Source organism: Emticicia aquatica (assembly GCF_923079645.1).
Lineage (GTDB): Bacteria > Bacteroidota > Bacteroidia > Cytophagales > Spirosomataceae > Emticicia > Emticicia aquatica.
Genome location: NZ_CAKLPY010000003.1, coordinates 205,747 through 228,150, shown reverse-complemented (window position 1 = coordinate 228,150; position 22,404 = coordinate 205,747). Strand labels below are relative to the sequence as shown.

The 22,404-nt window shown below is 35.9% G+C and carries 25 protein-coding genes; 9 read left to right on the top strand and 16 right to left on the bottom strand.

What is annotated here, in order from left to right; all coding sequences use genetic code 11:
* Window positions 1-25: 25 nt before the first annotated feature.
* From MJQ71_RS17745 to MJQ71_RS17725, 5 genes are all read left to right on the top strand, one after another.
* Window positions 26-880, top strand: a complete 855-nt coding sequence (locus MJQ71_RS17745) for a PorV/PorQ family protein (protein WP_238808167.1) — start codon at window positions 26-28, stop codon at window positions 878-880.
* A gap of 52 nt (window positions 881-932) precedes the next feature.
* Window positions 933-1,913, top strand: a complete 981-nt coding sequence (locus tag MJQ71_RS17740) for a 2-hydroxyacid dehydrogenase (RefSeq protein WP_238808165.1) — start codon at window positions 933-935, stop codon at window positions 1,911-1,913.
* Between the two features lie 104 nt (window positions 1,914-2,017).
* A complete protein-coding gene (locus MJQ71_RS17735) occupies window positions 2,018-2,689 on the top strand; it encodes a DUF2461 domain-containing protein (RefSeq protein WP_238808163.1) in 672 nt (223 codons plus the stop codon).
* Window positions 2,690-2,767: 78 nt separating this feature from the next.
* Window positions 2,768-3,484 (top strand): pirin family protein, encoded by a 717-nt coding sequence (locus MJQ71_RS17730; protein ID WP_238808162.1) that lies wholly within the window; start codon window positions 2,768-2,770, stop codon window positions 3,482-3,484.
* Between the two features lie 8 nt (window positions 3,485-3,492).
* Window positions 3,493-4,041: an NADPH-dependent FMN reductase gene (locus tag MJQ71_RS17725; protein WP_238808160.1), complete on the top strand. Its 549-nt coding sequence runs from the start codon at window positions 3,493-3,495 to the stop codon at window positions 4,039-4,041.
* 45 nt (window positions 4,042-4,086) lie between these two features.
* Here the strand turns inward: MJQ71_RS17725 and MJQ71_RS17720 are convergent, their stop codons facing one another.
* The 11 genes from MJQ71_RS17720 to MJQ71_RS17670 all read right to left on the bottom strand — a co-directional run bounded on the left by MJQ71_RS17720 (window position 4,087) and on the right by MJQ71_RS17670 (window position 12,093).
* Window positions 4,087-4,569, bottom strand: a complete 483-nt coding sequence (locus MJQ71_RS17720) for a DinB family protein (protein ID WP_238808158.1) — start codon at window positions 4,567-4,569, stop codon at window positions 4,087-4,089.
* Between the two features lie 11 nt (window positions 4,570-4,580).
* On the bottom strand, window positions 4,581-5,036 hold the full coding sequence (locus tag MJQ71_RS17715) for a YdeI/OmpD-associated family protein (RefSeq protein ID WP_238808156.1): 456 nt from the start codon (window positions 5,034-5,036) through the stop codon (window positions 4,581-4,583).
* 15 nt (window positions 5,037-5,051) lie between these two features.
* Window positions 5,052-5,747, bottom strand: coding sequence for a YjjG family noncanonical pyrimidine nucleotidase (locus MJQ71_RS17710; RefSeq protein WP_238808153.1), 696 nt, complete (start codon window positions 5,745-5,747; stop codon window positions 5,052-5,054).
* 4 nt (window positions 5,748-5,751) lie between these two features.
* A complete protein-coding gene (locus MJQ71_RS17705; RefSeq protein WP_238808151.1) occupies window positions 5,752-6,072 on the bottom strand; it encodes a (2Fe-2S) ferredoxin domain-containing protein in 321 nt (106 codons plus the stop codon).
* Window positions 6,073-6,160: 88 nt separating this feature from the next.
* A complete protein-coding gene (locus tag MJQ71_RS17700) occupies window positions 6,161-6,586 on the bottom strand; it encodes a hypothetical protein (RefSeq protein WP_238808149.1) in 426 nt (141 codons plus the stop codon).
* Window positions 6,587-6,711: 125 nt separating this feature from the next.
* The gene (locus MJQ71_RS17695; protein ID WP_238808147.1) at window positions 6,712-7,461 is read right to left on the bottom strand and encodes a shikimate dehydrogenase family protein; all 750 of its coding nucleotides are present in this window, start codon (window positions 7,459-7,461) and stop codon (window positions 6,712-6,714) included.
* 65 nt (window positions 7,462-7,526) lie between these two features.
* On the bottom strand, window positions 7,527-7,967 hold the full coding sequence (locus MJQ71_RS17690) for a PPC domain-containing DNA-binding protein (protein ID WP_238808145.1): 441 nt from the start codon (window positions 7,965-7,967) through the stop codon (window positions 7,527-7,529).
* Window positions 7,968-8,010: 43 nt separating this feature from the next.
* Entirely contained in the window at window positions 8,011-8,655 is a 645-nt protein-coding gene (locus MJQ71_RS17685; RefSeq protein ID WP_238808143.1) for a VTT domain-containing protein, read from the bottom strand.
* Between the two features lie 77 nt (window positions 8,656-8,732).
* Window positions 8,733-9,557 (bottom strand): phosphosulfolactate synthase, encoded by an 825-nt coding sequence (locus MJQ71_RS17680; protein ID WP_238808263.1) that lies wholly within the window; start codon window positions 9,555-9,557, stop codon window positions 8,733-8,735.
* A gap of 245 nt (window positions 9,558-9,802) precedes the next feature.
* The gene (locus MJQ71_RS17675) at window positions 9,803-11,329 is read right to left on the bottom strand and encodes a pseudouridine synthase (protein WP_238808141.1); all 1,527 of its coding nucleotides are present in this window, start codon (window positions 11,327-11,329) and stop codon (window positions 9,803-9,805) included.
* 146 nt (window positions 11,330-11,475) lie between these two features.
* Window positions 11,476-12,093, bottom strand: a complete 618-nt coding sequence (locus MJQ71_RS17670; protein WP_238808140.1) for an inorganic pyrophosphatase — start codon at window positions 12,091-12,093, stop codon at window positions 11,476-11,478.
* 261 nt (window positions 12,094-12,354) lie between these two features.
* On the opposite strand from MJQ71_RS17670, the gene MJQ71_RS17665 reads away from it, so the two are divergent.
* Window positions 12,355-13,641 (top strand): amidohydrolase, encoded by a 1,287-nt coding sequence (locus tag MJQ71_RS17665; protein WP_238808139.1) that lies wholly within the window; start codon window positions 12,355-12,357, stop codon window positions 13,639-13,641.
* 107 nt (window positions 13,642-13,748) lie between these two features.
* On the opposite strand, the gene MJQ71_RS17660 is transcribed toward MJQ71_RS17665, so the two are convergent.
* The 3 genes from MJQ71_RS17660 to MJQ71_RS17650 form a co-directional block, all read right to left on the bottom strand.
* Window positions 13,749-14,132, bottom strand: coding sequence for a hypothetical protein (locus MJQ71_RS17660; protein WP_238808138.1), 384 nt, complete (start codon window positions 14,130-14,132; stop codon window positions 13,749-13,751).
* Between the two features lie 10 nt (window positions 14,133-14,142).
* Window positions 14,143-15,369 carry a tail fiber domain-containing protein gene (locus MJQ71_RS17655; RefSeq protein ID WP_238808137.1) on the bottom strand — a complete coding sequence of 409 codons (1,227 nt, stop codon included), beginning with the start codon at window positions 15,367-15,369 and terminating at the stop codon, window positions 14,143-14,145.
* A gap of 86 nt (window positions 15,370-15,455) precedes the next feature.
* The gene (locus MJQ71_RS17650; protein WP_238808136.1) at window positions 15,456-16,973 is read right to left on the bottom strand and encodes a glycoside hydrolase; all 1,518 of its coding nucleotides are present in this window, start codon (window positions 16,971-16,973) and stop codon (window positions 15,456-15,458) included.
* A 174-nt stretch (window positions 16,974-17,147) separates the two neighbouring features.
* Here MJQ71_RS17650 and uvrB point away from each other — a divergent pair, with 174 nt between their 5' ends.
* Complete coding sequence (gene uvrB / locus MJQ71_RS17645; RefSeq protein WP_238808135.1) at window positions 17,148-19,172, top strand: excinuclease ABC subunit UvrB; 2,025 nt, start codon at window positions 17,148-17,150, stop codon at window positions 19,170-19,172.
* Between the two features lie 58 nt (window positions 19,173-19,230).
* Here the strand turns inward: uvrB and ssb are convergent, their stop codons facing one another.
* Together ssb and mutY are read right to left on the bottom strand one after the other, a co-directional pair.
* Complete coding sequence (ssb, locus tag MJQ71_RS17640; RefSeq protein ID WP_238808134.1) at window positions 19,231-19,704, bottom strand: single-stranded DNA-binding protein; 474 nt, start codon at window positions 19,702-19,704, stop codon at window positions 19,231-19,233.
* A gap of 70 nt (window positions 19,705-19,774) precedes the next feature.
* The gene (mutY, locus tag MJQ71_RS17635) at window positions 19,775-20,839 is read right to left on the bottom strand and encodes an A/G-specific adenine glycosylase (RefSeq protein ID WP_238808132.1); all 1,065 of its coding nucleotides are present in this window, start codon (window positions 20,837-20,839) and stop codon (window positions 19,775-19,777) included.
* Between the two features lie 293 nt (window positions 20,840-21,132).
* Here mutY and MJQ71_RS17630 point away from each other — a divergent pair, with 293 nt between their 5' ends.
* Both MJQ71_RS17630 and MJQ71_RS17625 read left to right on the top strand, forming a co-directional pair.
* Window positions 21,133-21,417 carry an HU family DNA-binding protein gene (locus MJQ71_RS17630; RefSeq protein WP_238808131.1) on the top strand — a complete coding sequence of 95 codons (285 nt, stop codon included), beginning with the start codon at window positions 21,133-21,135 and terminating at the stop codon, window positions 21,415-21,417.
* 92 nt (window positions 21,418-21,509) lie between these two features.
* Entirely contained in the window at window positions 21,510-22,334 is an 825-nt protein-coding gene (locus MJQ71_RS17625; RefSeq protein ID WP_238808129.1) for a tetratricopeptide repeat protein, read from the top strand.
* Window positions 22,335-22,404: the final 70 nt, after the last annotated feature.

Genomic DNA, 22,404 nt, shown 5'->3' with positions numbered 1-22,404 from the left:
TATTTTACTCCAAATCCCCACACAAATGCTAAAATTAATCCCTATAGATTCATCTCAGTGGAAATATGTTGTTTTCTGCTTCACAATCAACATTTTTCGTCCAAATTTAATTTTCGCATCAAGCGAGCCATTTCCAATTGGTGCAAGAAGCTGGGGAATCGCCAATGCTAATGTTGCTATTTCTGACCAAAATTCGGTTTCAAATAACCCTGCAAGTTTGGGTTTTCTTAAAGACAATTATGTAAGTACGTCTTATCATGCACGATATAGCATTTCTGGTCTACAAACACTTTCATTTTCAGGCAATTATAACGGAAAATATTGCAATTTTGGATTTAATTCCGAACGTTTTGGCGATAAACTTTATAACGAACAAAAGTTTGGAATTGCTCTTGCAAAAAATACCAACCGAGTTTCACTAGGCATAAAGGTTAGCTATTTTCAAGCAGCAATTGAGCATTTTATTTCTAAAAAAACTGCCTTAACCGAATTCGGAATCGTGGCAAAATTGAATTCAAAACTAAACATCGGCTTTCATGCGTATAACCTCACTGGAGCAAAATTATTTGCTTCGCAATACATCCCAACTGTGTTACGATTGGGTTTCGCATTTACACCAACCAAACAAATATTAATAGTTGCTGAAGCTGAAAAAAACCTCAATTTTCCGTTGTTCATCAAAATAGGCTTAGAATACCAAATTGTGAAAAACTTTTATTGTCGAACTGGCATTACGTCCAAGATAAATAATGCCCATTTTGGTTTTGGTTTACGGTCAAAACAGTTTATTTTTGACTATGCCGTTAGTAGTCATTCGGCCTTGGGATTTTCGCATTATTTAACAATTAGCTATCAAATCAGTAAAAGTAAAGCCCAGTAATTATTCGTACCTTCACAGATTCATTTAATTAGCATAGAAAATAAATTTTAGCATGAAAATAGCCTTTTTTAGCACAAAACCTTATGACAAAGAGTTTTTTGAAAAAAATAAACAAACCCATGAATTAGCATTTTATGACGTTTCACTCAATGAATCTTCGGTTCGTTTAGCCGAAGGATTTGACGCAATTTGCGTATTTGTTAATGATATTGTCAATGCTACAATTCTTGAAAAACTCGCACAATTAGGCATCAAACTCATTGCTCTTCGGTGTGCTGGTTTCAATAATGTAGATTTTGAAGTAGCAAAAAAATTGAATATAAGTGTCGTACGTGTACCTGCTTACTCTCCTCACGCTGTAGCCGAACACGCCGTATCGTTGATAATGACGCTCAATCGTAAAACACATAAAGCCTACAATAGGGTGAGAGAAGGAAATTTTTCACTCGAAAAACTCATTGGTTTTGACTTATTCCAAAAAACAATTGGTGTAATAGGCACTGGAAAAATCGGCGAAGCATTTGCCAAAATTATGCTCGGATTTGGCTGTAAAGTTATTGCTTATGATATTTTTAAAAACCAAAACTTAATAGATTTGGGCGTTACATACAGCTCCCTTGATGATGTTCTGAGTCAATCTGATATCATTTCTCTACACTGTCCATTAACAGATAAAACGATACATTTGATTGATAATGAGGCTCTTGAAAAAATGAAAACGGGTGTAATGCTCATCAACACGAGTCGTGGTGCGTTGATTGATACGCAAGCGGTAGTAGAAGCTTTAAAAAATAAAAAAATAGGTTATTTGGGCTTAGACGTTTACGAGCAGGAAAGTAATATTTTTTTCAACGACCTTTCTGAAGAAATTTTGATTGATGACACACTCGCTCGATTGATGACATTTCCGAATGTACTCATAACCTCGCATCAAGGCTTTTTAACCGAAGAAGCACTAACTCAAATTGCTATCATTACGCTCAATAATATTTCGGCATTTGAAGAAGGAAAAAAATCAGGAAACGAAGTGTAATTATCCCAAAAAGCTATCTTTTGATAAATATTTTGGCATTATTGACCTTTTATACGCTGAAAATAGTTTGTAAGTTGTCATTCATCACTAAGAATTTAATTAAAATGCTTCAATCTCAAACCCTCCAATTTCTCAAAGACCTCAAGGAAAACAATAATAAACCTTGGTTTGATGCCAATCGTAAAACATATGAGGCTGCCAAAAAAAATTTTGGTGAAATAGTTGAAACAGTTATCAAAGGCATCGGTCAATTCGACCAAAGTATTGATGAAGCTCATTTGCAAGCAAAAGATTGTACTTTTAGAATTAATCGGGATGTTCGTTTTTCTAAAAACAAAGACCCTTACAAAACCAATTTTGGAGCGTCGTTTAGTAAGGGTGGCAAAAAAGCTCATTCTGCGGGTTATTATCTCCACATAGATCCCTCAGAATGTTTCTTGGCAGGTGGAATTTGGATGCCAGAATCGGAAGATTTAAAGAAGATTCGCACTGAAATCGACTATAATTTTGCGGAATTCAGCCAAATTTTAACTGAAGAAAGTTTTAAAAAACAGTTCCCAAATGGACTTGATAGAGAAGCCTTCACGGTTCGTCCACCCAAAGGTTATGAAGAATCAAATCCTGCCATTGAGTTAATTAAACTCAAAAGTTTTACTGTTTCTAACCATATTGATTCAAAAATAATTTTGGAACCAAATTTCATCAACTACATTTTAGACGGTTTCAAAGCCTTGCTGCCTTATATTCAATTTATGAATCGAGCAATTGATAGTTGATTTTTAACAATCAATATGATTTTTGAACTTTCTAAGTAATAAATATGTATATACATTAAATGTAAATGTATTATAATTATGAAAACAATATTGCACAAAGCCGACAAACGTGGACATGCCAATCATGGTTGGTTAAATAGCTATCATTCATTTAGTTTTGCGGGTTTCCACGACCCTTCAAAAATTCATTTTGGGGCATTAAGGGTCTTAAATGATGATACCGTTTCAGGTGGAATGGGATTCGGTACACATCCTCACGACAATATGGAGATTATCTCAATACCGCTTTCAGGCGATTTGGAACACAAAGACAGCATGGGAAACACTGCTGTTATCAAAAAAGGTGAAGTACAAATAATGTCGGCTGGAACTGGCATTTATCATTCCGAAAAAAACAAAAATCATGGAGAAGCCGTGAAGTTTTTGCAAATTTGGGTATTTCCAAAATTACGAAATATTGAGCCTCGTTACGACCAAAAAGCTTTTTCGGTTGAAGAGCGAAAAAATACTTTTCAGACCGTTGTATCTCCATTAGGAACACAAGATGGCGGTGTAGGAATTAACCAAGATGCGTGGTTTTCGCTTGGAAACTTGGATAGTGGTATTGAAACTTCCTATCAAATTAAACATAAAAATAATGGTGTTTATGCTTTTGTTTTGGAAGGTGAAATTGAAATAAATGGACAAAAATTAGGTCGTCGTGACGCATTAGGCATCAGCGAAGTGGATGCTATTCAAATCAAAGCAAGCAGCGATGCAGAAGTTTTATTGATGGATATACCAATGAGTTTTTAATTAATATTATGAAAATTGAAATTATTTCGGGAAGCCCCCGACACGAAAGTGTGACAGTGAGAGTGGCAAAGTTTTTACGTAAATATTTATCAGAAACCACCACGCATGAAGTTAACTTATTGGATGTAAGAGATTTCCCATTACAAAATATTCAAAAAGTGTGGACTTCACTCGAAGCTGTTCCAGAAGAATGGAAACATTTAGGTGAAAGAATGTTTTCAGCAGATGCGTTCATCCTTGTTACACCAGAGTTTAATGGTGGATATTCGCCTGCAATGAAAAATTTACTCGACCATTTCCCCAAACAAAGTCATAAACCATTTGGTATTGCAACAGCATCCACTGGTGCTATGGGCGGTATGAGGGCAAGTCTTCAAATGCAATTATTAGTTGCAGCGTTGTTTGGCATTGCATCACCACAAATGTTAATTACGCCACTTGTTGACAAAAAATTTGATGCCGAAGGTAATTTGTTAGATGAGTCTTTTCAGAAACAAGTTGAGGTATTTGTAAAGGAATATTTGTGGTTGGCTGATAGATTGGTTGTATCTCATTAATTGAAAGGGGGAATTTTTACAAAATTTCCCCTTTCAATATTATATTTAAGCATTATAAATATTTTGGAACTTACTTTCTAAACCAATTTCGGGTAAAATAGCTTTTAAATGATGCTTTAAATGCTCGGTGTAATCTTGCATAATAAATTCTAACGTAAATAGGCCCGTTCCTTCAATTGTAATTGTATTTTGTAAATAATCTGGATTTACGTGTTCGATTATATGAGCAATATGGGTATTATAGGCATACCAAAAACTAATCAACTCTTGCCACTTAGTTTTGGTATAATGTTGTTCATTTACCCAAAAATCCTGAGCATAACCAACAAAATCTAGGTGTTCCTTTTCCATCATTCTAACAAATTTTTGCTGATTATTACAAGCTGAATCAATCAAATGACCTAAAACTTCTTTCTTCGACCATTTGTTTGGCAATGGTTTTATTGTAGCTTCTTCTTCTGTTATTTGCTGTAAAAAAGGCAATACTTGGTCTATTATTTGAAGTAAACTTTGAGCAATAATTTTCATTTTAAAAACATTTATCTCGTTTTTACCTTATTCTGCATCATTTCGATGGCTTTTATCAAGCGATTTTGACGAGTTTCTTCTCTTTTAGCATCCAAAATCCATTGAACATACTCTTTTTGATGTGTAAACGATAAACTATCAAAAAATACTTTTACATCGGCCGCCAACATTGCTTCGAGCAAATCTTGTGGCACTTCAACAACTCTTGGCTCAGTATCTTCTTCGATTGAAATATGTACCGAATCACCATAAGTTTTACCAACTTTATCACGAATTTCTTTATTCATAAAAAGACCATATTTACCACCCATAGGCGTAAGTAGTCCACGATACTCAACAGCATCAATGATTGCCTTTATTTTTACCCTTTTCTTGCCGAAAGTTTCAAGTACATTGAAAGGAATATCGCAATAAGAACCATTGTGTTCTTCGTCTTTTTGGATAATTGCTTCGTATTCAATTTTCATGGATTTGGCGTTTTTTTACAAAATATTCTTCAATTCAACCAGTCTTTTTATGTCAAATGTGGGTTTTTCGGTTGTTGGAATCCCATCGGGATTATAAAAAACGGTATCCATATTTGCATTAATAGCACCTAAAATATCCGCTTCATAATTATCTCCAATCATTAAACTTTCAGCAATATTTGCATTCGTGATTTCAATGGCATAATCAAAAATTCGGCGATTCGGTTTGCGAGTTCCTGCCAATTCGTTGGTAATTACTTCTCCGAAATAATGGTGTATTTCGGAGCTTTTCATTTTATTTACCTGAATATCCTGCCAACCATTACTAATGATATGAAGTTCGTAATTGGGTAATAAGTACTCTAATACTTCAACAGCCCCTTCGATTAAATGAGCTTTCTGAGGTAAAAGTCCGAGAAAATATTCGTTTATCTTCAACCCAAATGAATCATCCGCCACTACCCCTAAATTATTCAAGGTATCACGAAACCTACGTCTGCGAAGCTCTTCGTGGGTAATTTCGTTATTCTCAAGCATTGTCCAATAGCGTTTATTGACTATCGAAAACTCGCTTTGAAATTCGGCTAAAGTACTAATATTCAAAGATTTAAACTCGAAAACATCATAAATATCGGCCAAACATTCGGAAGAATTTTTCTCAAAATCCCAAAGTGTATGGTCAAGGTCAAAAAACAGGTGTTTGTACGCCATATATTTATGCTTCTTTAGGAGCAAATTTTAATTGCAAACGCTCCACTGGTTGGTTATTTACCAAATGACTTTCTACGATTTCTTTAATATCCGATGGTTGTACATTTCCGTACCAAATCCCTTCTGGATAAACTACCACCGATGGCCCAAACGCACAAACGTCTAAACAGCCAGATTTTTGAGCCCTAATTTCGGTTAACAAATTTCGGTCTTTCAATTCTTCCTTAAAAGCCTCAACTAATACCATTCCTCGCTCACTTCCACAACATTTTTTAGGAGCATCTTTATCATTTGTACAAACAAATACGTGTTTTTTGAATTTCATTATCACTATTTTTTAAAATCAATTATAAAAAAGAAACGCCACAAAGTTAAGAAAACTTCGTGGCGTTTACGTCTTTTTTTTAATAGTATCACCATCCAAACGGATTCCAGAAACCTCCAACACCCCAAACAATTGTGGCGATTACGCAACCCCAAAATGCTTTACGTACTTGGTCTTTGTCGTGGTCGGTAATAAAATATACCAATGCCAAGCCTACTACACCGAGGCAACATCCCCACCAAAAACCACCAACTAAAGGCATATCTTTTGTTGGAGCAAAGTTAGTGTTTGTGCTTGAAATCAAATCAATGCCTTCTAAAAGTTCGGGTTTGGCCTGTTTTACTTGCTCCAAAGTCATGTTTGGATGGGTAGCAAGGTATTCTTCTAGCTTATTTACCTTAGCAAATTCATCCTCAACGGTTACGGTTTTAAAATCCAAATCAGGATTGGCAGCAAAAGATGTACTGACAATTAATGACATTAAAAAGAGCAAAAAAGTTACTTTAGTCTTCATAAGAAATTTAAAATTGATTAGTGGTTTATAATTTAATGGATATTTACAAGATGCTATTATTTGTCAAAACGTTGCATAACTTATTCCCACATATATGACATTTAAGTCAGGCAAATCCCCTATTTTTATTGTGGTGTATTCCAAATTTCCCAAGCTTTTTCGGCTTGCAAATGAAGCATCGGAAGTCCATTATGCGTTTTTGCTCCTTTTTCTTTGCCTTTTTGCAAAAAAAGTGTTTCTAAAGGATTATAAACCAAATCGTACAAATAATGATTTTCTGTCAAAGATTCGTAAGGAATATTAGGACATTGGTCAGATTTTGGATAGGTACCAACAGGTGAACAATTAATAATCAACTGATAATCAGCAATTAACGCTGGTATTTCATCATAACAAATATTTTCCTCAGATTTTGTACGAGAAACCGTTTTGTAAGAAATCCCCAAATCTTTTAAAGCTGCAACAACAGCTTTTCCTGCACCGCCATTACCCAAAACAAGTGATTTGATATTGTTAAGATTTAGGTTTGTCAAAAAAGTCTCCAATGAGGTTTTAAAACCATAATAATCTGAATTATAACCTATTAGCTTTCCATTTTCAGCAAATTTGATAACATTTACCGCTCCAACTTTTTCGGCCGAAGCATCCAATCCATCCAAAAAAGGCATAATGGCTTGTTTGTGAGGAATTGTTACATTAATTCCTTTCAGATTTGGCTCAGATTTTAATAATTCAGGAAATTTTTGAATGTCAGACAATTCAAATAATTTATAAATATGACTTTCAGAAAGCCCCATTTGTTCAAATTTTTCAGTAAAATATTTTTTCGAGAACGAATGTCCAAGCGGAAAACCGATGAGTCCGAAGCAGTTCATTATTGAGTTTTATAGGGTTGAATAAATTTAAACTTTTACTTTATTAGTATGTATTTAAGGCAGATTTACTCATTTTTTTTAGGATACACAATCAATTCTTTATAGCCGAATGTTGGGTCGGGTTCACGCACAAAATCGTAGTTTGGCATAATTCCAAGTACAATTTCAGCCGTTGTATAAATCAAACTTTCATCGCCCAAATGGCCACCAATTGTTTTTCCTGTCGAATCGCTCACAGAAATATGAATATGTGAACCATTTTTCGACAAAATGCCAACCAAAGAAACTATTTCAAAATGTCCTTTAAGCATTTCGTATTTTTCTTGGTTGGCAAATCTAATATTTACTGTTGTCAAACTGCCAACACAAGTAATTATACTAGCAGCTGAAATGTGTTTTTCGTCAATAAAACGTTGAAGTTCTTTCTTTAAATCTTGGTTTGGTCGCAAGCGAAAAGCATAGCTTTGGGTAGCTGAAGTCAATAAATTTTGGGCGTTTACTTGCATAGCCAAAAGACTGATTAACAATATTTTACAGAAAAACTTCATGTTAAGCTTTCGCAAATCTTGCTTTCAATATTCCCACAATCATTGGAAGAATCGAAATGAAAACAATGCCTAAAACTACTTTCTCAAAATTGTGTTTTACCCATTCATTTGAGCCTAAAAAATATCCCAAAAGCGTAATACTTGTTACCCACAAAACCGCACCTACTACGCAGAAAGTAATATATTTACCATATTTCATACTACCCGCACCCGCTACAAATGGAGCGATTGTGCGAATAATTGGCATAAAACGAGCAATAATTACCGCTTTTCCACCATGTTTTTCGTAGAACTCTTCTGTTTTAGTGATATATTCTCGCTTCAAGAACAAGATTTTATCACGAGATTTGATGAAATTACTAAAGTTTTTCCCAACAAAATAATTAACATTATCGCCTAAAAGAGCCGCTAAAATTAATAAAGGAATCACAAAAGCAATATCTATTTTTCCAGTTGTTGAGGCCAACAATCCAACTGCAAAAAGCAATGAATCGCCAGGTAGAAGAGGCATGATAATTAGGCCTGTTTCTACAAAAATAATCAAAAACAAAATAGCATAAGTAAGCGTATCAAATTCCGACAAAAACCATTGAAGTGTAGTCAATGGGTCTTTCAAAAAATCTAAAATAAAATGTATAATTTCCATTTTTTAAGCATAAGATGTGGAAAAATGTGGTTTTATCAAGCAAAAAATATGAGGTAGAAACATACCTCATTTGTTCATTATTCGTCTTGTGTGATGCGTTTATCACCACTATATTTACCGAGTTTGAAGCGTTTTTTTGTTTTTTCTGGCAAGAAATGAGCAAAAGTATCACCACGTAAACCAATACGGATTGTTTCGAGTGGAATCACTTCGTTTGGAGCAATATTTCCTAGATTCACATTTGTTCCAACCAATTTTACGAAATAAACTTGTTGCGATTTTTGGGGTGCTTCCCAAATAATTTTTTCGGCAGGAATGGCATGAATAATTTCATCAACTAATCCTTGACGTACTTCTCCGCTGCTTCGGAAAAGCCCAACATTTCCTCCTTCACGGGCTTCGCCAATTACTTTCCAAGCACCTGCATCAAGCTCTGATTGCATCATTTCAATCCATTTGTAAGGAGCGAAAATCTTTTCTGCATCTTTTGACCCAACCTCCGAAAGCACTTTTACACGAGTAGCCAAACGACGAATATATTCACATTTTTCGTCACTAGGAATTTCAATAGAACCATCCGAAACTTCGGCATGTTCGAGTTTGTATTGGTCTAATACACGTAAATAATCTTCAAATTGGTCACGAGCTACAAAAGCTTCAAAAAGTGTTCCGCCAAAATAAATTGGAATACCAGCATCTTGGTAAACTTTTACTTTATCTTTGAGATTAGGGGTAACAAATGACGTTGCCCAGCCAAGTTTTACAATATCAATATGTGGGGCAGAAATAGACAACATATCTTCTACTTCTCTGATACTGAGACCTTTATCCATTACCATCGTTAGTCCAGACTCACGAGGTTTCGCTGTACGTTTCGGGACATGGTTTAAACTATAATTCATCATCTATTTATCTTTTATTTGAATCAAGGGCAAATATAATAAATTTTGGTCAGTGAGTTGTAATCGAAATCATGCAATGATAGATGATGAATATTAAATGACAAATAATGAATTCACAAGTTCCTTATTATCAATCAATTAAGAATATTTTTTTATACAAAAAACAAAAAAACCTGTGAGTGTCTCTCGCAGGTTTTTTTGCTAAATCATCATTTGAAATAATTATGGCTGATGATTGGCCGTTTTTATATCATAAATTTCAGACGAATTACTTCTTTTTCAGTCAAGAAACGCCATTTTCCACGTGGTAAATCTTTTTTATCAAGACCAGCGTAAGTAGTTCGGTCGAGTTTCAAAACTTCATACCCTAAACTTTCAAAAATACGTCTAACAATACGATTTTTACCACTATGAATCTTGATTCCTACTACTTCGGCATCGGGCGTTACAAGAGCTAATTCGTCAGGTTTAATAAAGCCATCTTCTAATTCTACACCATTCACGATTGCCTCAAAATCTTCGGTTGTGATTGGCTTATCCAACTCTACTTGATATATTTTTTTGATTTCGTGCGATGGATGCGAAAGTTTTTCGGCTAATTCTCCATCATTCGTCAAGAGTAATAAGCCTGTCGTATTTCTATCCAAACGACCAACTGGATAAATTCTTTCTTGACAAGCATTTTTCACCAAATCCATTACGGTTCTGCGTTCGTCTGGGTCTTCGGTTGTTGTGATAAAGTCTTTTGGTTTGTTCAATAATAAATAAACCAATTTTTCACGATTCAGGATTTTCTTACCATATTTTACTACGTCATTTGGCTTTACTTTGTAGCCCATTTCCGTAACTTCTTTACCATTTACAGTTATTTGTCCCGAAGCAATAAGTTCATCAGCATCACGACGTGACGCAATTCCTGCGTTAGAAATGTAGCGATTCAATCTTATTGTATCATCTTTCGACGATTCTTTCTCTTCTTTTATAACCTTTTTCTGAATTTTCTCAGGAAGTTTACTTTTCATTCGCTCCAAATCATAATTGGGAGCATCTACTCGTGAAGAATTGGCTTGATTTTCTTTCGGTTCAAATTTATTTTTTGGCTTTGAATCTCTGTCGAATGGTTTATATGTCTCGTTTTTTTGAAATCGAGGTTTGTCGGCTGAGTAAGCATTTTTTCTGTCGTTGGAAGTTGCTCTACCACTTTCATCTCTTTTTCGGAAAGGATGTGCTGGTCTTTCGTCAGAAAATGTTTTTGGCTTGTCCTCAAAAGATTTTGGGGCAAAACTTCTTTCACTTGCCTCTTCTCGCTTTTGGTAAGGACGGTCGCTGCTAAATGGTTTGCGTTCGCCAAAGGTTTTTCTATCGTTGCCTTCTTCTCGCTTTTGGTAAGGACGGTCGCTGCTAAATGGTTTGCGTTCGCCAAAGGTTTTTCTATCGTTGCCTTCTTCTCGCTTTTGGTAAGGACGGTCGCTGTTAAATGGTTTGCGTTCGCCAAATGGTTTTCTATCGTTGCTTTCTTCTCGCTTTTGGTAAGGACGGTCGCTGTTAAATGGCTTGCGTTCGCCAAAGGTTTTTTTGTCATCTGAGCGACGGTCGCCATAATTTTTAGTTTCGCTACTTGCTATTCGCTTTCTTTCTCCAAAACCACCAACGCCATTTTCTCTTTTCTTGAAAGCAGGCTTATCGCCAAATGGTTTGCATGCAGCATCTTGTTTTTTTTCGCCGAAACCACCACGGTTATCGTCTTTTTTTGGTCTATCTGTATTCCTCATTGGATTTGCAGCATCACTGCTGTAATTACTTAATTAATTGATTATCAAGCACAAAGGTAAAGTTTTTACAGGAAATAAAAAATGGATTTAGAAAATCAATATTTCATAAATCCATTTTTTACTCCTTCACAAATATTTTTTTCTATTTATATTGGCTTGAAAATCAAATCACGGTAGTCCATCATTGATTTACGGATTACTTCGTGGGCATCTTCTCTACCATAAACATTTGATATTTCGATAGCATTTTTTTCATCTGGCAAACTCTTATACGTCAAGAAATAATGTTTCAAACGAGTAAGAATTGCTTCTGGAAGCTCGCTAATATCTGCAAATTTTTGATAAATCGGGTCGTCAACTAAAACTGCAATAATTTTATCATCCGCTTCGCCTTTATCTAGCAAACAAAGACCACCAATCGGAATAGCTTGTAATAAAATATCTCCATGCGGAATATGATGACTCGAAAGTACGCAAATATCAAGTGGGTCGCCATCACCTTCTTGTACTTTATCAGAGCCACGCTCACGAGCTAATTTTGCTACTTCTTCGCCACAATATGTTTGTGGAATAAAACCATACAACGAAGGAATAATATTTGAATATTTTTGCGGGCGGTCGATTTTTAAATAACCCGATTCTTTATCTACTTCATATTTAATGGTATCCGAAGCTACAATTTCAATAAATACGGTTACTCTTTCTGGGGCTTTGTCTCCCACCGGAATTCCATGCCAAGGGTGTGCTTTGTAAACTGGTTTCATAATCAAAATTTATTTTTCAACAAAGAAACACAATTCAGAATGATTTGACAAGTACAAAAATGCGTAATAATCAACTGAAAAAAATAATAAATTAAATTTGATAAGTAGTTTTAAGGTATTCTTAGAATCGTTAAGTTTGAAGGTTCAAATTGTTCGAAATTTATACTTTTCATAAAGTACTATCTTCGAACGATTGAAACGCAATTATTTTATAAAATACACTTACATTAACAGCAAAAATTTATCAACAAAATTTATCCAATGAAAAGAACCCTGTTTTTACTCCTCTCATTATCAGCAACTTATGTTTTCGGGCAAAGTTCGTTGAAACCAAAAATCAATTTAAAAGCCGAATCTATCGACCAAAAAGTAGTAGCTTGGCGTAAAGATATTCATCAAAACCCCGAACTCGGGAATCGTGAGTTTAAAACTGCCGAAAAAATTGCAGCTCACCTAAAATCGCTCGGAATTGAAGTCCAAGAAAAAGTAGCTTACACAGGCGTTGTAGGAGTGTTGAAAGGTGGAAAACCAGGCCCTGTTGTATTATTAAGAGCTGATATGGACGCACTTCCAGTTACAGAAAGAGGCGAATTGGCTTTCAAATCGAATGTTGTGACCGAATATAATAACCAAAAAACTGGCGTTATGCACGCTTGCGGACACGATACGCACGTGGCGATTTTGATGGGCGTGGCCGAAGTGCTTTCGTCAATGAAAAATGATTTGGCAGGAACGGTGAAATTTTGTTTCCAACCAGCCGAAGAAGGAGCTCCAGCGGGCGAAGAAGGTGGTGCAGATTTAATGATAAAACAAGGTGTAATGGAAAACCCGAAAGTAGATGTAGCTTTTGGATTGCACATTAATTCACAGACAAATGTCGGACAAATAAGATACCGTTCTGGCCCAGAAATGGCCGCTGCCGATACTTATACGCTCAAAATCAAAGGAAAACAAACGCATGGAGCAAGCCCATGGAGCGGTGTTGACCCGATTGTGACTGGCTCACAAATCGTGATGGCGTACCAAACAATTATCAGCCGAAATGTGGACATTACAGAAAACCCAGCTATTGTAACGATTGGAGCTTTTAATGCGGGAATCAGAAGCAATATTATTCCCGAAGAAGCAACGATGATTGGCACAATCAGAACTTTCAGCGAAACGCAACAAAAACTCATTCACAAAAGAATGCAAGAAATTGCAACCAATATTGCCGAAAGTGCAGGTGCAACTGCCGATTTGAAAATCAATATTGGCGTTCCTGTCACTTATAATGACCCAACTTTGACCGAAAAAATGATTCCGACATTAACTGCTTTGGCGGGCAAAGAAAATCTTCTTCAAGCTCCGTTGGCTACTGGTGCTGAAGATTTTAGTTTTTTTGGAAAAAAAGTACCTGCATTTTTCTTCTTTTTGGGTGGAAAACCCATCGGAAGCACAGCGGCAGCTCCGCACCATACGCCTGATTTCTTTATAGATGATAGCGGTTTAGGTCTCGGCGTAAAAGCCCTTTGCCACTTGACTGTTGATTATTTTGAGAAGAAGTAAATCGTAATGGTGAATTTCTTTTATAAAGTCTCCCCTAATTTACAAAAATAAGAGGAGACTTTATATTGCTCTGACGTTTTGAAAGTCTCAATCAAATAAGTAAAGTCTTATTGGGAAATAGTCACTTTTGAGGTTTCTACTAAAATACCATCGGCATATAATCCAACAATAACTCCTTTAACAGTAAAATCAGTTGCTGAAAATTGCATCGAACCTTTACGTTGGCTTACTTTTACGCTTTTTAATTCCTCATCTTTGTTTGGATTAAAAAACTTAATTTCTCCACTATTTTTTCCTTCGGGAAGCGAAAAATTTAATGTGAAGGAAGTGAGCGATTTTATTGCTTTATTTTCAGTCAAATACGTCGCTGGCTCTGGTGGTGTTATTGTAGCATTTCTTTGATTTGGAGTTCTGCCATTTTCATCAATATTCTGCCCGAAAGAAACAAAGGCAATCATTGAAAATAAGAATGATGTAAATATATTTTTCATGAGGTAGCTTCTATTTTTTATCAGTTTGTTTTAATTTTTCGTCATTATTGAGCATCGCTTCAAGTTGGCTGAGGCGGGTGTTTAGAGACTCATATTCTCCGAGTTTTCGTTTCAAACTTTCTATTTCGGTTTGTTGTTCCTGCATAGCTTTTATTAGTATTGGAATCAAACCAGTGTAATTAACGCTTTTAAATGTTAACCCTGTTGGATGCGTATTATTTTCTACCAAATTTGGCAGAACATCCTCCAACTCTTGAGCAATTAGACCAAACTGCATTTTTTTTGGTAAACCAGCATTGGGATATTTTTCGATATCATACAAAAAAGTTTTCGGATATAATTGCTTTAGAATAGAAGTAGCTCCAGTAAGATTTTGGATATTTTTCTTTAGGTTTCTATCCGATGGCGAAGAAGCTCCTGGCAAAATAGCATTTGTGGCATAAATACTTCCAGAGAAAAAACCATCTCCCATAACATGGAGTTTTACTGTCGGCGATGCTATACCAATTCCCACATTTCCACTGGCGGCAATATCAATACTACTTGTTGGAGCTCCTGGTCTAATTCTGAAAGGTAATCGACTTCCGCCCGTTACATCTCTTATAAAAAAATTGGCTTCATTGCCTGCCATATCCCATGTTTGAGCTGTAAATCCGCCGCTTGCATTTTGTTCCAATCGTACTCCTGGTGTATCTCCTGTTGAAATGTTTACATCCATAACAGGGGTATTCGTTCCGATACCAATTTTACCACCACTTGATACATAAAGTGCGTTGGTTCGAGCTCCTGCTTCTATTCTAAAAGGAGTTTTACTGCCCGTTATATCTAATATCGAGAAGGCATTTTTTCCACCAGATGCACTTTCATTAGCTTCTATTTGCCAATCATTTGCAGGAAAAGTTCCAACACTTGTATCATCAAATGCAAATCTTGTATTATTTTCTTTGAGCCGAATCGTATCGAAACTAAAAGACTCGTTATCTACACAATCAAAGCCAAAGCAACCACTTCCTTGAACGATTAAATCATCAGGAATCACTTGGTCCATTACGCTCTTCTCATTGAGAATTTTCTGAACATCCCTATAAATTGACTTATCAAGCGTCGATTTAAGAAGGGTTTCTGTCTGCTTAGGCGGTATTGTTACGTTTTTTTTAGTTTGGGAAAAGCCATCCATCGACAATAAGATAATGCCAAACAGACACAAATACTTTTGAAGTTTTAATTTTATTTTCATAGCATATAGGGATAAATTTATTTACAAATACATGTAATTTTAAGGATTATTTATAAATAAATCAAAAAAAACAAAAGCTATATAAATTATTTTAACTTTATCACCAAAGTAACCACAGCATCAGTAGGTATTTCAATGCTTGTACCCTTGATTTTACTATGAGCTAAATTCTTGTCTTTTGATGTAGTGTAGGTGTTAATTACTTGATTTTCTGTAAGATTTGGCAGTTCGATTCGCTGATTTTGGGCAGGATTTACAATTACGACCACTAATTCTTTTGCACTTTTATAGGCCGAAACCATCAAATCTTTATTAGCGGTTTCGATTTTTATTCGCTGCATTTGTGGCCTTACGAATCTTGAAAAATTACCAAACGCCCAAAGAAGTTTTGAATCATAAATTTCAGCATCAAATTTATTATTGTCGTTTTCGCCTTTTACGCCATTATTGGAAACATAAATCAAGCCGTCTTTATAGTCATTGGCACTGACCGAAAGCCACCAATGCCACGCCGAAGCATTGGCATAAGTTAAATCGGCATGAATAACTTTAGCCACATATAAAGCGGTTTTCATGCCCAAATCTTGTCCGCCACCTTCAATTTCGCCAGCATTATCGCCCAAAACACAATATTCCGACTGCCAATAATTGATTTTTTGTTGCTGAATTTTTGCCGATAAATCTTGGCGTTTGCCAATTAGTTCGCTACTCGGCGAAGTTGTAAAATAGCTATGTCCACAAATCAGTTTTTCGACCGAATTTAAGTTGCCAACGTAGTTTTTACTCGATTCCGAAAAGAAACTTTCAATCTGATTATCTTGTCCAACTTCGCTACGGTTACTCTTCGATTTGTACAAATAATCAATCTGTGCGGCATCCGTAATTACAACCTTGGTGTTTAGCTTTCGTTCGGTCATTTTTGTGTCGAGCTTTCGCACTGCCCAAGCCAAATCTTCATCATTAATAGGAGTTCCTTCCTGCGAGCCAAACCCCGATTTTGATTTTGGCCCCCAATCCCACTGAGGTTCGTTAAATGGACTGATATAATCGAATTCCAATTTTGCCGAAACCTCCGCCAGAAAACCAGTAAAATCATCAATTTTGTTTTTATCGAAATTCCAGTCGCCCAGCTTTCCGCTACCAATCGCCAAACCATTTTTTGTCATTGAAACTGGGGCAGAATTCAAGAAACCCAACGTAAAATCTACGCCATTTCGTTTGGCTGCATCCAAAAACCATTGTTGACCACGTTGTTTATTCCAGTTGTATTTTCCATTCTCTAAAAAACATTCTGCTCTACGCCATTCGTTCATGATTTTGCTGTCAATTCCTTGTTCTGTACTTCCTGCACCGATGTTAAATCTCCACATCGAAAGCCCAATTCCTTTCGGATTTCCTGCTTTGTCGAGTTCTTTACTAAACAATAGGCTCGCAATTTTTTCTCGCTTTTCAATAGGATAATTTTCACCCACCATTTGCATCGACCAACAATCGGAAGCTCCAAAACTGTGAATAGTTTGGTAGGTAGTTTTTGTGTCTATTTTTAGTTTTTGAGAAAAACTTATTTGAGTAATCAACACAAGGAAGCATATTGTTTTTTTCATTTGAATAGCCTTATTTATAAAGAATTGAATCATACAATAAATTTACAATTATAAGTAAAATCTTAATACCAATCTTCTGTTCTTCAAACTTAACATTTCTTCAAACAAAAGAAACTCTCTTCCAAAAAGTTGTGTTTATATTCAGATAAGCTATTTCTATCTCTACCCAAAATTATGGCATACAAACTCGTTTCTGACTACAAACCAACTGGCGACCAGCCACAGGCAATCGCCAAACTCGTTGAAGGAATCAAGAAAGGTGAACAATCACAGGTTTTATTGGGCGTAACTGGCTCTGGTAAAACGTTTACGATTGCCAATATGATTGCCCAACTCGACCGCCCAGTTTTGATTTTGAGTCATAATAAAACTTTGGCTGCACAACTTTATGGCGAGTTTAAAAGTTTTTTTCCTGAAAATGCCGTCGAATATTTCATTTCATACTACGATTATTACCAACCCGAAGCGTACATCGCCACTACCAATACTTACATCGAAAAAGATTTGATGATTAATGAGGAAATTGACAAATTACGCCTTTCAACGGTTTCATCATTGATGTCGGGTCGTCGAGATGTAATTGTAATTGCCTCGGTTTCGTGCATTTATGGTGCAGGAAATCCGACCGAAATGAAACGAAGCATTATTCAAGTTGGTGTTGGACTCACAATCAGTCGCAATCAGTTTCTTTTTCGTTTGGTTGAAATTCTTTATTCACGAACAGAAGGTGAATTTATGCGAGGAAATTTTCGAGTAAAAGGCGATACCGTTGATTTATATCCAAGTTACGCCGACTTCGCTTTTCGCTTTATTTTCTTTGGTGACGAAATTGAAGAAATTCAACGCATTGACCCAAATAATGGCAAAAAACTAAGTTCGGAGAAACAAATTGCTATTTTCCCCGCTAACCTATTTGTAACTGGTCGAGATGTTATGACCAACGCCATGCACCAAATTCAGGATGAAATGGTGAAACAAATAAAATATTTTGAGTCAGATGGCAGAGTAATGGAAGCTCAACGAATCCAAGAACGAACCGAATTTGACCTTGAAATGATGCGAGAATTAGGTTATTGTTCAGGAATTGAAAACTATTCAAGGTATTTTGATAATCGTCAACCTGGGCAAAGACCATTCTGTTTATTAGACTATTTTCCCGAAGATTATTTAATGGTTGTTGATGAAAGCCATGCTTCAATGCCACAAATCAGGGCCATGTGGGGTGGCGACCGCTCTCGTAAAGAATCATTGGTTGAATACGGATTTCGCTTGCCTTCGGCGATGGATAATCGACCGTTGAAATTTCAAGAATTTGAAGAAATGGTTGGTCAAACGGTTTTCGTCAGTGCAACGCCCGCCGACTATGAAATTCGTTTGACAGATGGTGTAGTTATTGAGCAAATTATTCGTCCAACTGGCTTACTCGACCCCGAAATTGAGGTGCGACCCAGCATTAACCAAATTGATGATTTACTGGAAGAAATAAATATTCGGGTAAAACGTAAAGAGCGAGTTTTGATTACAACACTCACCAAGAGGATGGCCGAAGAATTGAGTAAATATTTAGATAAAGTAGGCATCAAAGGGCGTTACATTCACTCAGAAGTAAAAACTTTTGACCGTGTAGAGATTTTGCGTGAATTACGTTTGGGCGTTTTTGATGTGTTGGTTGGCGTAAACTTACTTCGAGAAGGCTTAGATTTACCTGAAGTTTCGCTTGTTGCTATTATGGATGCCGATAAAGAAGGTTTTTTACGTGATATTCGCTCATTAATCCAAACTATTGGGCGTGCCGCTCGTAACGAAAACGGCAAGGTTTTGATGTATGCCGATAGAATAACGGGTTCAATGGCAAAAGCAATTGATGAAACAAACCGTCGCCGAGCCATCCAGATGGAATATAATGCAGATAATGGTATTACGCCAAAAACTATTTTCAAATCAAGAGAAGCCATTATGGAACAAACTTCGATTGCTGATAGTAAGGCTACTACAAAAATGTATTATAATGAACCTGAACAAATTTCAATTGCTGCCGACCCAATTGTTGGATATATGTCCAAATCACAATTAGAAAAATTAATGGAAGAAACTCAACGAAAAATGGAACGTGCAGCCAAAGATTTGGACTTCTTGGAAGCAGCTCGTTTCCGAGATGAAATTGGGCAATTACGAGAAAAAATTGCCAAATTGGGATAAAACAAAACCCGCCCTGTAAACGAAGGCGGGTTTTGTTTTGAAATGAGGTATTGATTGCTCAAAAGGGCAAATCATCACTACCACTTCCAGCCATCTCGGCAGGAGGTGGCATCGGAATCGGAGCAGATTTAGGAGCATAGCCTCCACCGCTATTACCCGAATATGTAGATGAACTTTCCGTAGCTCCATCATTGCCAGCACCTCTTCCTCCAACTAATTGCAAGGCATTTCCACGAATTTTTACTGTGTTGCGTTCTATACCTTCTTTATCTGTCCATTTTTCAGTTCTGATTCTACCTTCCACATAAGCCATATCGCCTTTTTTTAGGTATTGTTCAGCAATATTTGCTAAACCTTCCCACAATTCGATGCGATGCCACTCAGTTTGCTCTACTTTTTCGCCATTTTTATTATTATAATTTTCCGAAGTAGCAATGCTAAAAGTCACCACTTTTCCGCCACTTGGCAAATTCCGAACTTCTGGGTCTGAACCTAATCTGCCCAACAAAATCACTTTATTTACTCCAGCCATTTTTGAAAATTGTTTTTTGTAATTGTTAAGTAAATCTAAAAAGAAACTGAAAAATAAACAATAAAAACACCTACTTTTTGATTGAAAATGTTGTATTTTTCAAGTATTTTTCAATTAATATTGGTTTTGGCAATGCTTCAATTTCTTCCAGAGAATAAAATTGATAGTTTTTGCTCAATGCTATTTTTTCATTCAACACAATATACCAAAATCTTGCCTCAATTCGCTGATGCGTCAAGATGTGTTTCATTGTTTCCGAAGAACCTTTAATGATTGACTTGGATAAGACTTCACGCAAAAAAGCATCTTCAATTTCATCCAATTCTAAAAGTTTTGTTTCACTTTCGACCAAATAAAAATCAAAAAGTCCAGCCCAAATATCTCCCTCGTTTCGTTGATGCATCAGAAAATTGCCATTCTGTTCAACCACAAAATAATCAAAAAAGCGATTTTTTACTTTTATTTTTTTCGATTTTATAGGTAAAATAGCTTGTTTCCCTTTGGCATTTGCTTCGCAGGAATCAGCAAATACACAAAACATACAATCTGGATTAGCAGGAGTACAATGAATTGCCCCAAACTCCATAATCGCCTGATTATAAACACTTGGGCTTTCTTCCGAAATCAAGTTATTGGCCAATTCACTAAAAATTTTCTTTGCTTCGTGGCTCGAAATATCAGTTTCTACACCAAAAACTCTAGCCAAAACCCGATACACATTGCCATCAACTACAGCTACTTTTTCATCAAATGCAAACGAAGCAATGGCCGCTGCTGTATAAGGCCCGATTCCTTTTAATTTCAATAAATCTACATAAGTATTCGGGAATTTTCCATCGAAATTTTCAACAATAATCTTGGCAGTTGCGTGCATGTTTCTAGCCCGAGAATAATAGCCTAGCCCTTGCCAAAGTCGCAAAACTTCCTGTTCGTCAGCTGCTGCTAAATCAATAATTGTAGGAAAATTTTCTACAAATTTTTCATAATAAGGCAATCCTTGAGCCACCCTTGTCTGCTGCAAAATTACTTCTGAAAGCCAAATTTGATAAGGAGACTTCGTTTTTCGCCAAGGTAAATCACGCTTTTTTATGTGATACCAATTTATTAGAACTTCGGAAAATGTTTCTCTTTCCAATTTTTATAACCGTTTTGTGTTGAATTATGACAAATTTATTACCCTAAAAGGCCCATTTAGCTATAAAAAATTTTGTAACTCACTAATTATTAAGCAATTACAAAAAAAATGTTTAAATCTTTTTGGCAGAATCTTTATAAAACACCTATCTTTGCAAACCCAAAAATAAACCAAAGAGTTTGAATATATCGAATTGAAATTTTAATGACCTTCTTTTAGGTGTAAAAGTAGCATCTCTTCTTTTGGTATTTTTTTTGAAAGTTAATTGATAATTTAAATAAACGTTTTAAATCGTGACTAAAGCAGAAGTAATCGTTGCAATTGCCGACAAAACTGGCGTGGACAAAGCAAGTGTATCCACAACACTAGAATCATTTTTTGATATTGTAAAAGACACATTGGCTCATGGAGATGCAGTTTATGTGAGAGGTTTCGGAAGTTTTGTAAATAAACACAGAGCCGCTAAAAAGGCTCGTAATATTTCGGCAAAAACTACCGTTATGGTTCCTGCTCACTCTGTTCCAGGCTTTAAACCAGCAAAAGAATTTACTGAACAAGTAAAAGAATCAGTAAAATAATCTTGAAAAAATTGTGGTTTTACTTGATAAATCATGGATAGCCAAAAAAAACTATCCATGATATTCTTTTAAAACTAACAATTAAAAAAAACATGAAAAAAAACTTCATAATTCTGATTGTCATTGCGGTAGCCCTCACGGGCTTTCTTTATTCTCGCCCAAAGGTAGTTGTGAAAGACGAAGCCAAGGCAAATAGAGACAAAGTTTCGGAAACAAAAACTGCAGCTAAAGATACCGAGCATCAAGAAAGCACCCAAGCTCCTAAGTTATCTGCCGAGCAAGAGAAACAGTTGAGCGACCTAAAGCAAAAACTAGCTTCAGCAAGCAACAAAAATGCGTTGTACGAACAAATAGCTCAAGTTTTTTTAGCTGCTAATCGTTTTGACAGTGCCGCTACGTATGCAGAAAAAATTGCTTTAGCCGACCCAAGTACAGCCAATTGGATGCAAGCGGGAGACACTTATTATCAAGCATTTACGTTGGCTTTTCGTCAAGAAAACGTAAGTAATTATGCCGAGAAAACCCGTGAATGTTATCAAAAAGTATTAGATAAAAACCCACATCAACTGCAAGCAAAAACCAATATTGCAATGACTTACGTACAATCAGATTCGCCAATGCAGGCCATCATGATGTTGCGAGAAGTCATTACAGAAGAACCAAGTTTTGAGCCAGCTTTAATGAATTTGGGCGTTCTTTCGATGCAATCAGGTCAATATGCAAAAGCGGCTGACCGCTTCAAACAAGTGGTTAGACTTAATCCAGCAAACCTCAACGCCTTGTTGGGTTTGGGTTATAGTTTAGTTGAAATGGGCGAAAAAGCACAAGCAAAAACAATCTTTGAAGACCTCAAGAAAAAAGTAAAAGAACCAACTTTATTAGAAGAAGTAAATAAGGCTTTGGAGAGTTTAAAATAATTTGTTATCTTTGCGGTTCGATTAAAAGGGAAAACGCTAAGTTAAATTTGCGTTTGTAATTAGAAAATAA

Bases quoted from the DNA above. Each gene is read 5' to 3' on its own strand.
- MJQ71_RS17745 (WP_238808167.1), top strand. From the start codon at position 26: ATGCTAAAATTAATCCCTATAGATTCATCTCAGTGGAAATATGTTGTT.
- MJQ71_RS17740 (WP_238808165.1), top strand. From the start codon at position 933: ATGAAAATAGCCTTTTTTAGCACAAAACCTTATGACAAAGAGTTTTTT.
- MJQ71_RS17735 (WP_238808163.1), top strand. From the start codon at position 2,018: ATGCTTCAATCTCAAACCCTCCAATTTCTCAAAGACCTCAAGGAAAAC.
- MJQ71_RS17730 (WP_238808162.1), top strand. From the start codon at position 2,768: ATGAAAACAATATTGCACAAAGCCGACAAACGTGGACATGCCAATCAT.
- MJQ71_RS17725 (WP_238808160.1), top strand. From the start codon at position 3,493: ATGAAAATTGAAATTATTTCGGGAAGCCCCCGACACGAAAGTGTGACA.
- MJQ71_RS17720 (WP_238808158.1), bottom strand. From the start codon at position 4,569: ATGAAAATTATTGCTCAAAGTTTACTTCAAATAATAGACCAAGTATTG.
- MJQ71_RS17715 (WP_238808156.1), bottom strand. From the start codon at position 5,036: ATGAAAATTGAATACGAAGCAATTATCCAAAAAGACGAAGAACACAAT.
- MJQ71_RS17710 (WP_238808153.1), bottom strand. From the start codon at position 5,747: ATGGCGTACAAACACCTGTTTTTTGACCTTGACCATACACTTTGGGAT.
- MJQ71_RS17705 (WP_238808151.1), bottom strand. From the start codon at position 6,072: ATGAAATTCAAAAAACACGTATTTGTTTGTACAAATGATAAAGATGCT.
- MJQ71_RS17700 (WP_238808149.1), bottom strand. From the start codon at position 6,586: ATGAAGACTAAAGTAACTTTTTTGCTCTTTTTAATGTCATTAATTGTC.
- MJQ71_RS17695 (WP_238808147.1), bottom strand. From the start codon at position 7,461: ATGAACTGCTTCGGACTCATCGGTTTTCCGCTTGGACATTCGTTCTCG.
- MJQ71_RS17690 (WP_238808145.1), bottom strand. From the start codon at position 7,967: ATGCAAGTAAACGCCCAAAATTTATTGACTTCAGCTACCCAAAGCTAT.
- MJQ71_RS17685 (WP_238808143.1), bottom strand. From the start codon at position 8,655: ATGGAAATTATACATTTTATTTTAGATTTTTTGAAAGACCCATTGACT.
- MJQ71_RS17680 (WP_238808263.1), bottom strand. From the start codon at position 9,557: ATGAATTATAGTTTAAACCATGTCCCGAAACGTACAGCGAAACCTCGT.
- MJQ71_RS17675 (WP_238808141.1), bottom strand. From the start codon at position 11,329: ATGAGGAATACAGATAGACCAAAAAAAGACGATAACCGTGGTGGTTTC.
- MJQ71_RS17670 (WP_238808140.1), bottom strand. From the start codon at position 12,093: ATGAAACCAGTTTACAAAGCACACCCTTGGCATGGAATTCCGGTGGGA.
- MJQ71_RS17665 (WP_238808139.1), top strand. From the start codon at position 12,355: ATGAAAAGAACCCTGTTTTTACTCCTCTCATTATCAGCAACTTATGTT.
- MJQ71_RS17660 (WP_238808138.1), bottom strand. From the start codon at position 14,132: ATGAAAAATATATTTACATCATTCTTATTTTCAATGATTGCCTTTGTT.
- MJQ71_RS17655 (WP_238808137.1), bottom strand. From the start codon at position 15,369: ATGAAAATAAAATTAAAACTTCAAAAGTATTTGTGTCTGTTTGGCATT.
- MJQ71_RS17650 (WP_238808136.1), bottom strand. From the start codon at position 16,973: ATGAAAAAAACAATATGCTTCCTTGTGTTGATTACTCAAATAAGTTTT.
- uvrB (WP_238808135.1), top strand. From the start codon at position 17,148: ATGGCATACAAACTCGTTTCTGACTACAAACCAACTGGCGACCAGCCA.
- ssb (WP_238808134.1), bottom strand. From the start codon at position 19,704: ATGGCTGGAGTAAATAAAGTGATTTTGTTGGGCAGATTAGGTTCAGAC.
- MJQ71_RS17625 (WP_238808129.1), top strand. From the start codon at position 21,510: ATGAAAAAAAACTTCATAATTCTGATTGTCATTGCGGTAGCCCTCACG.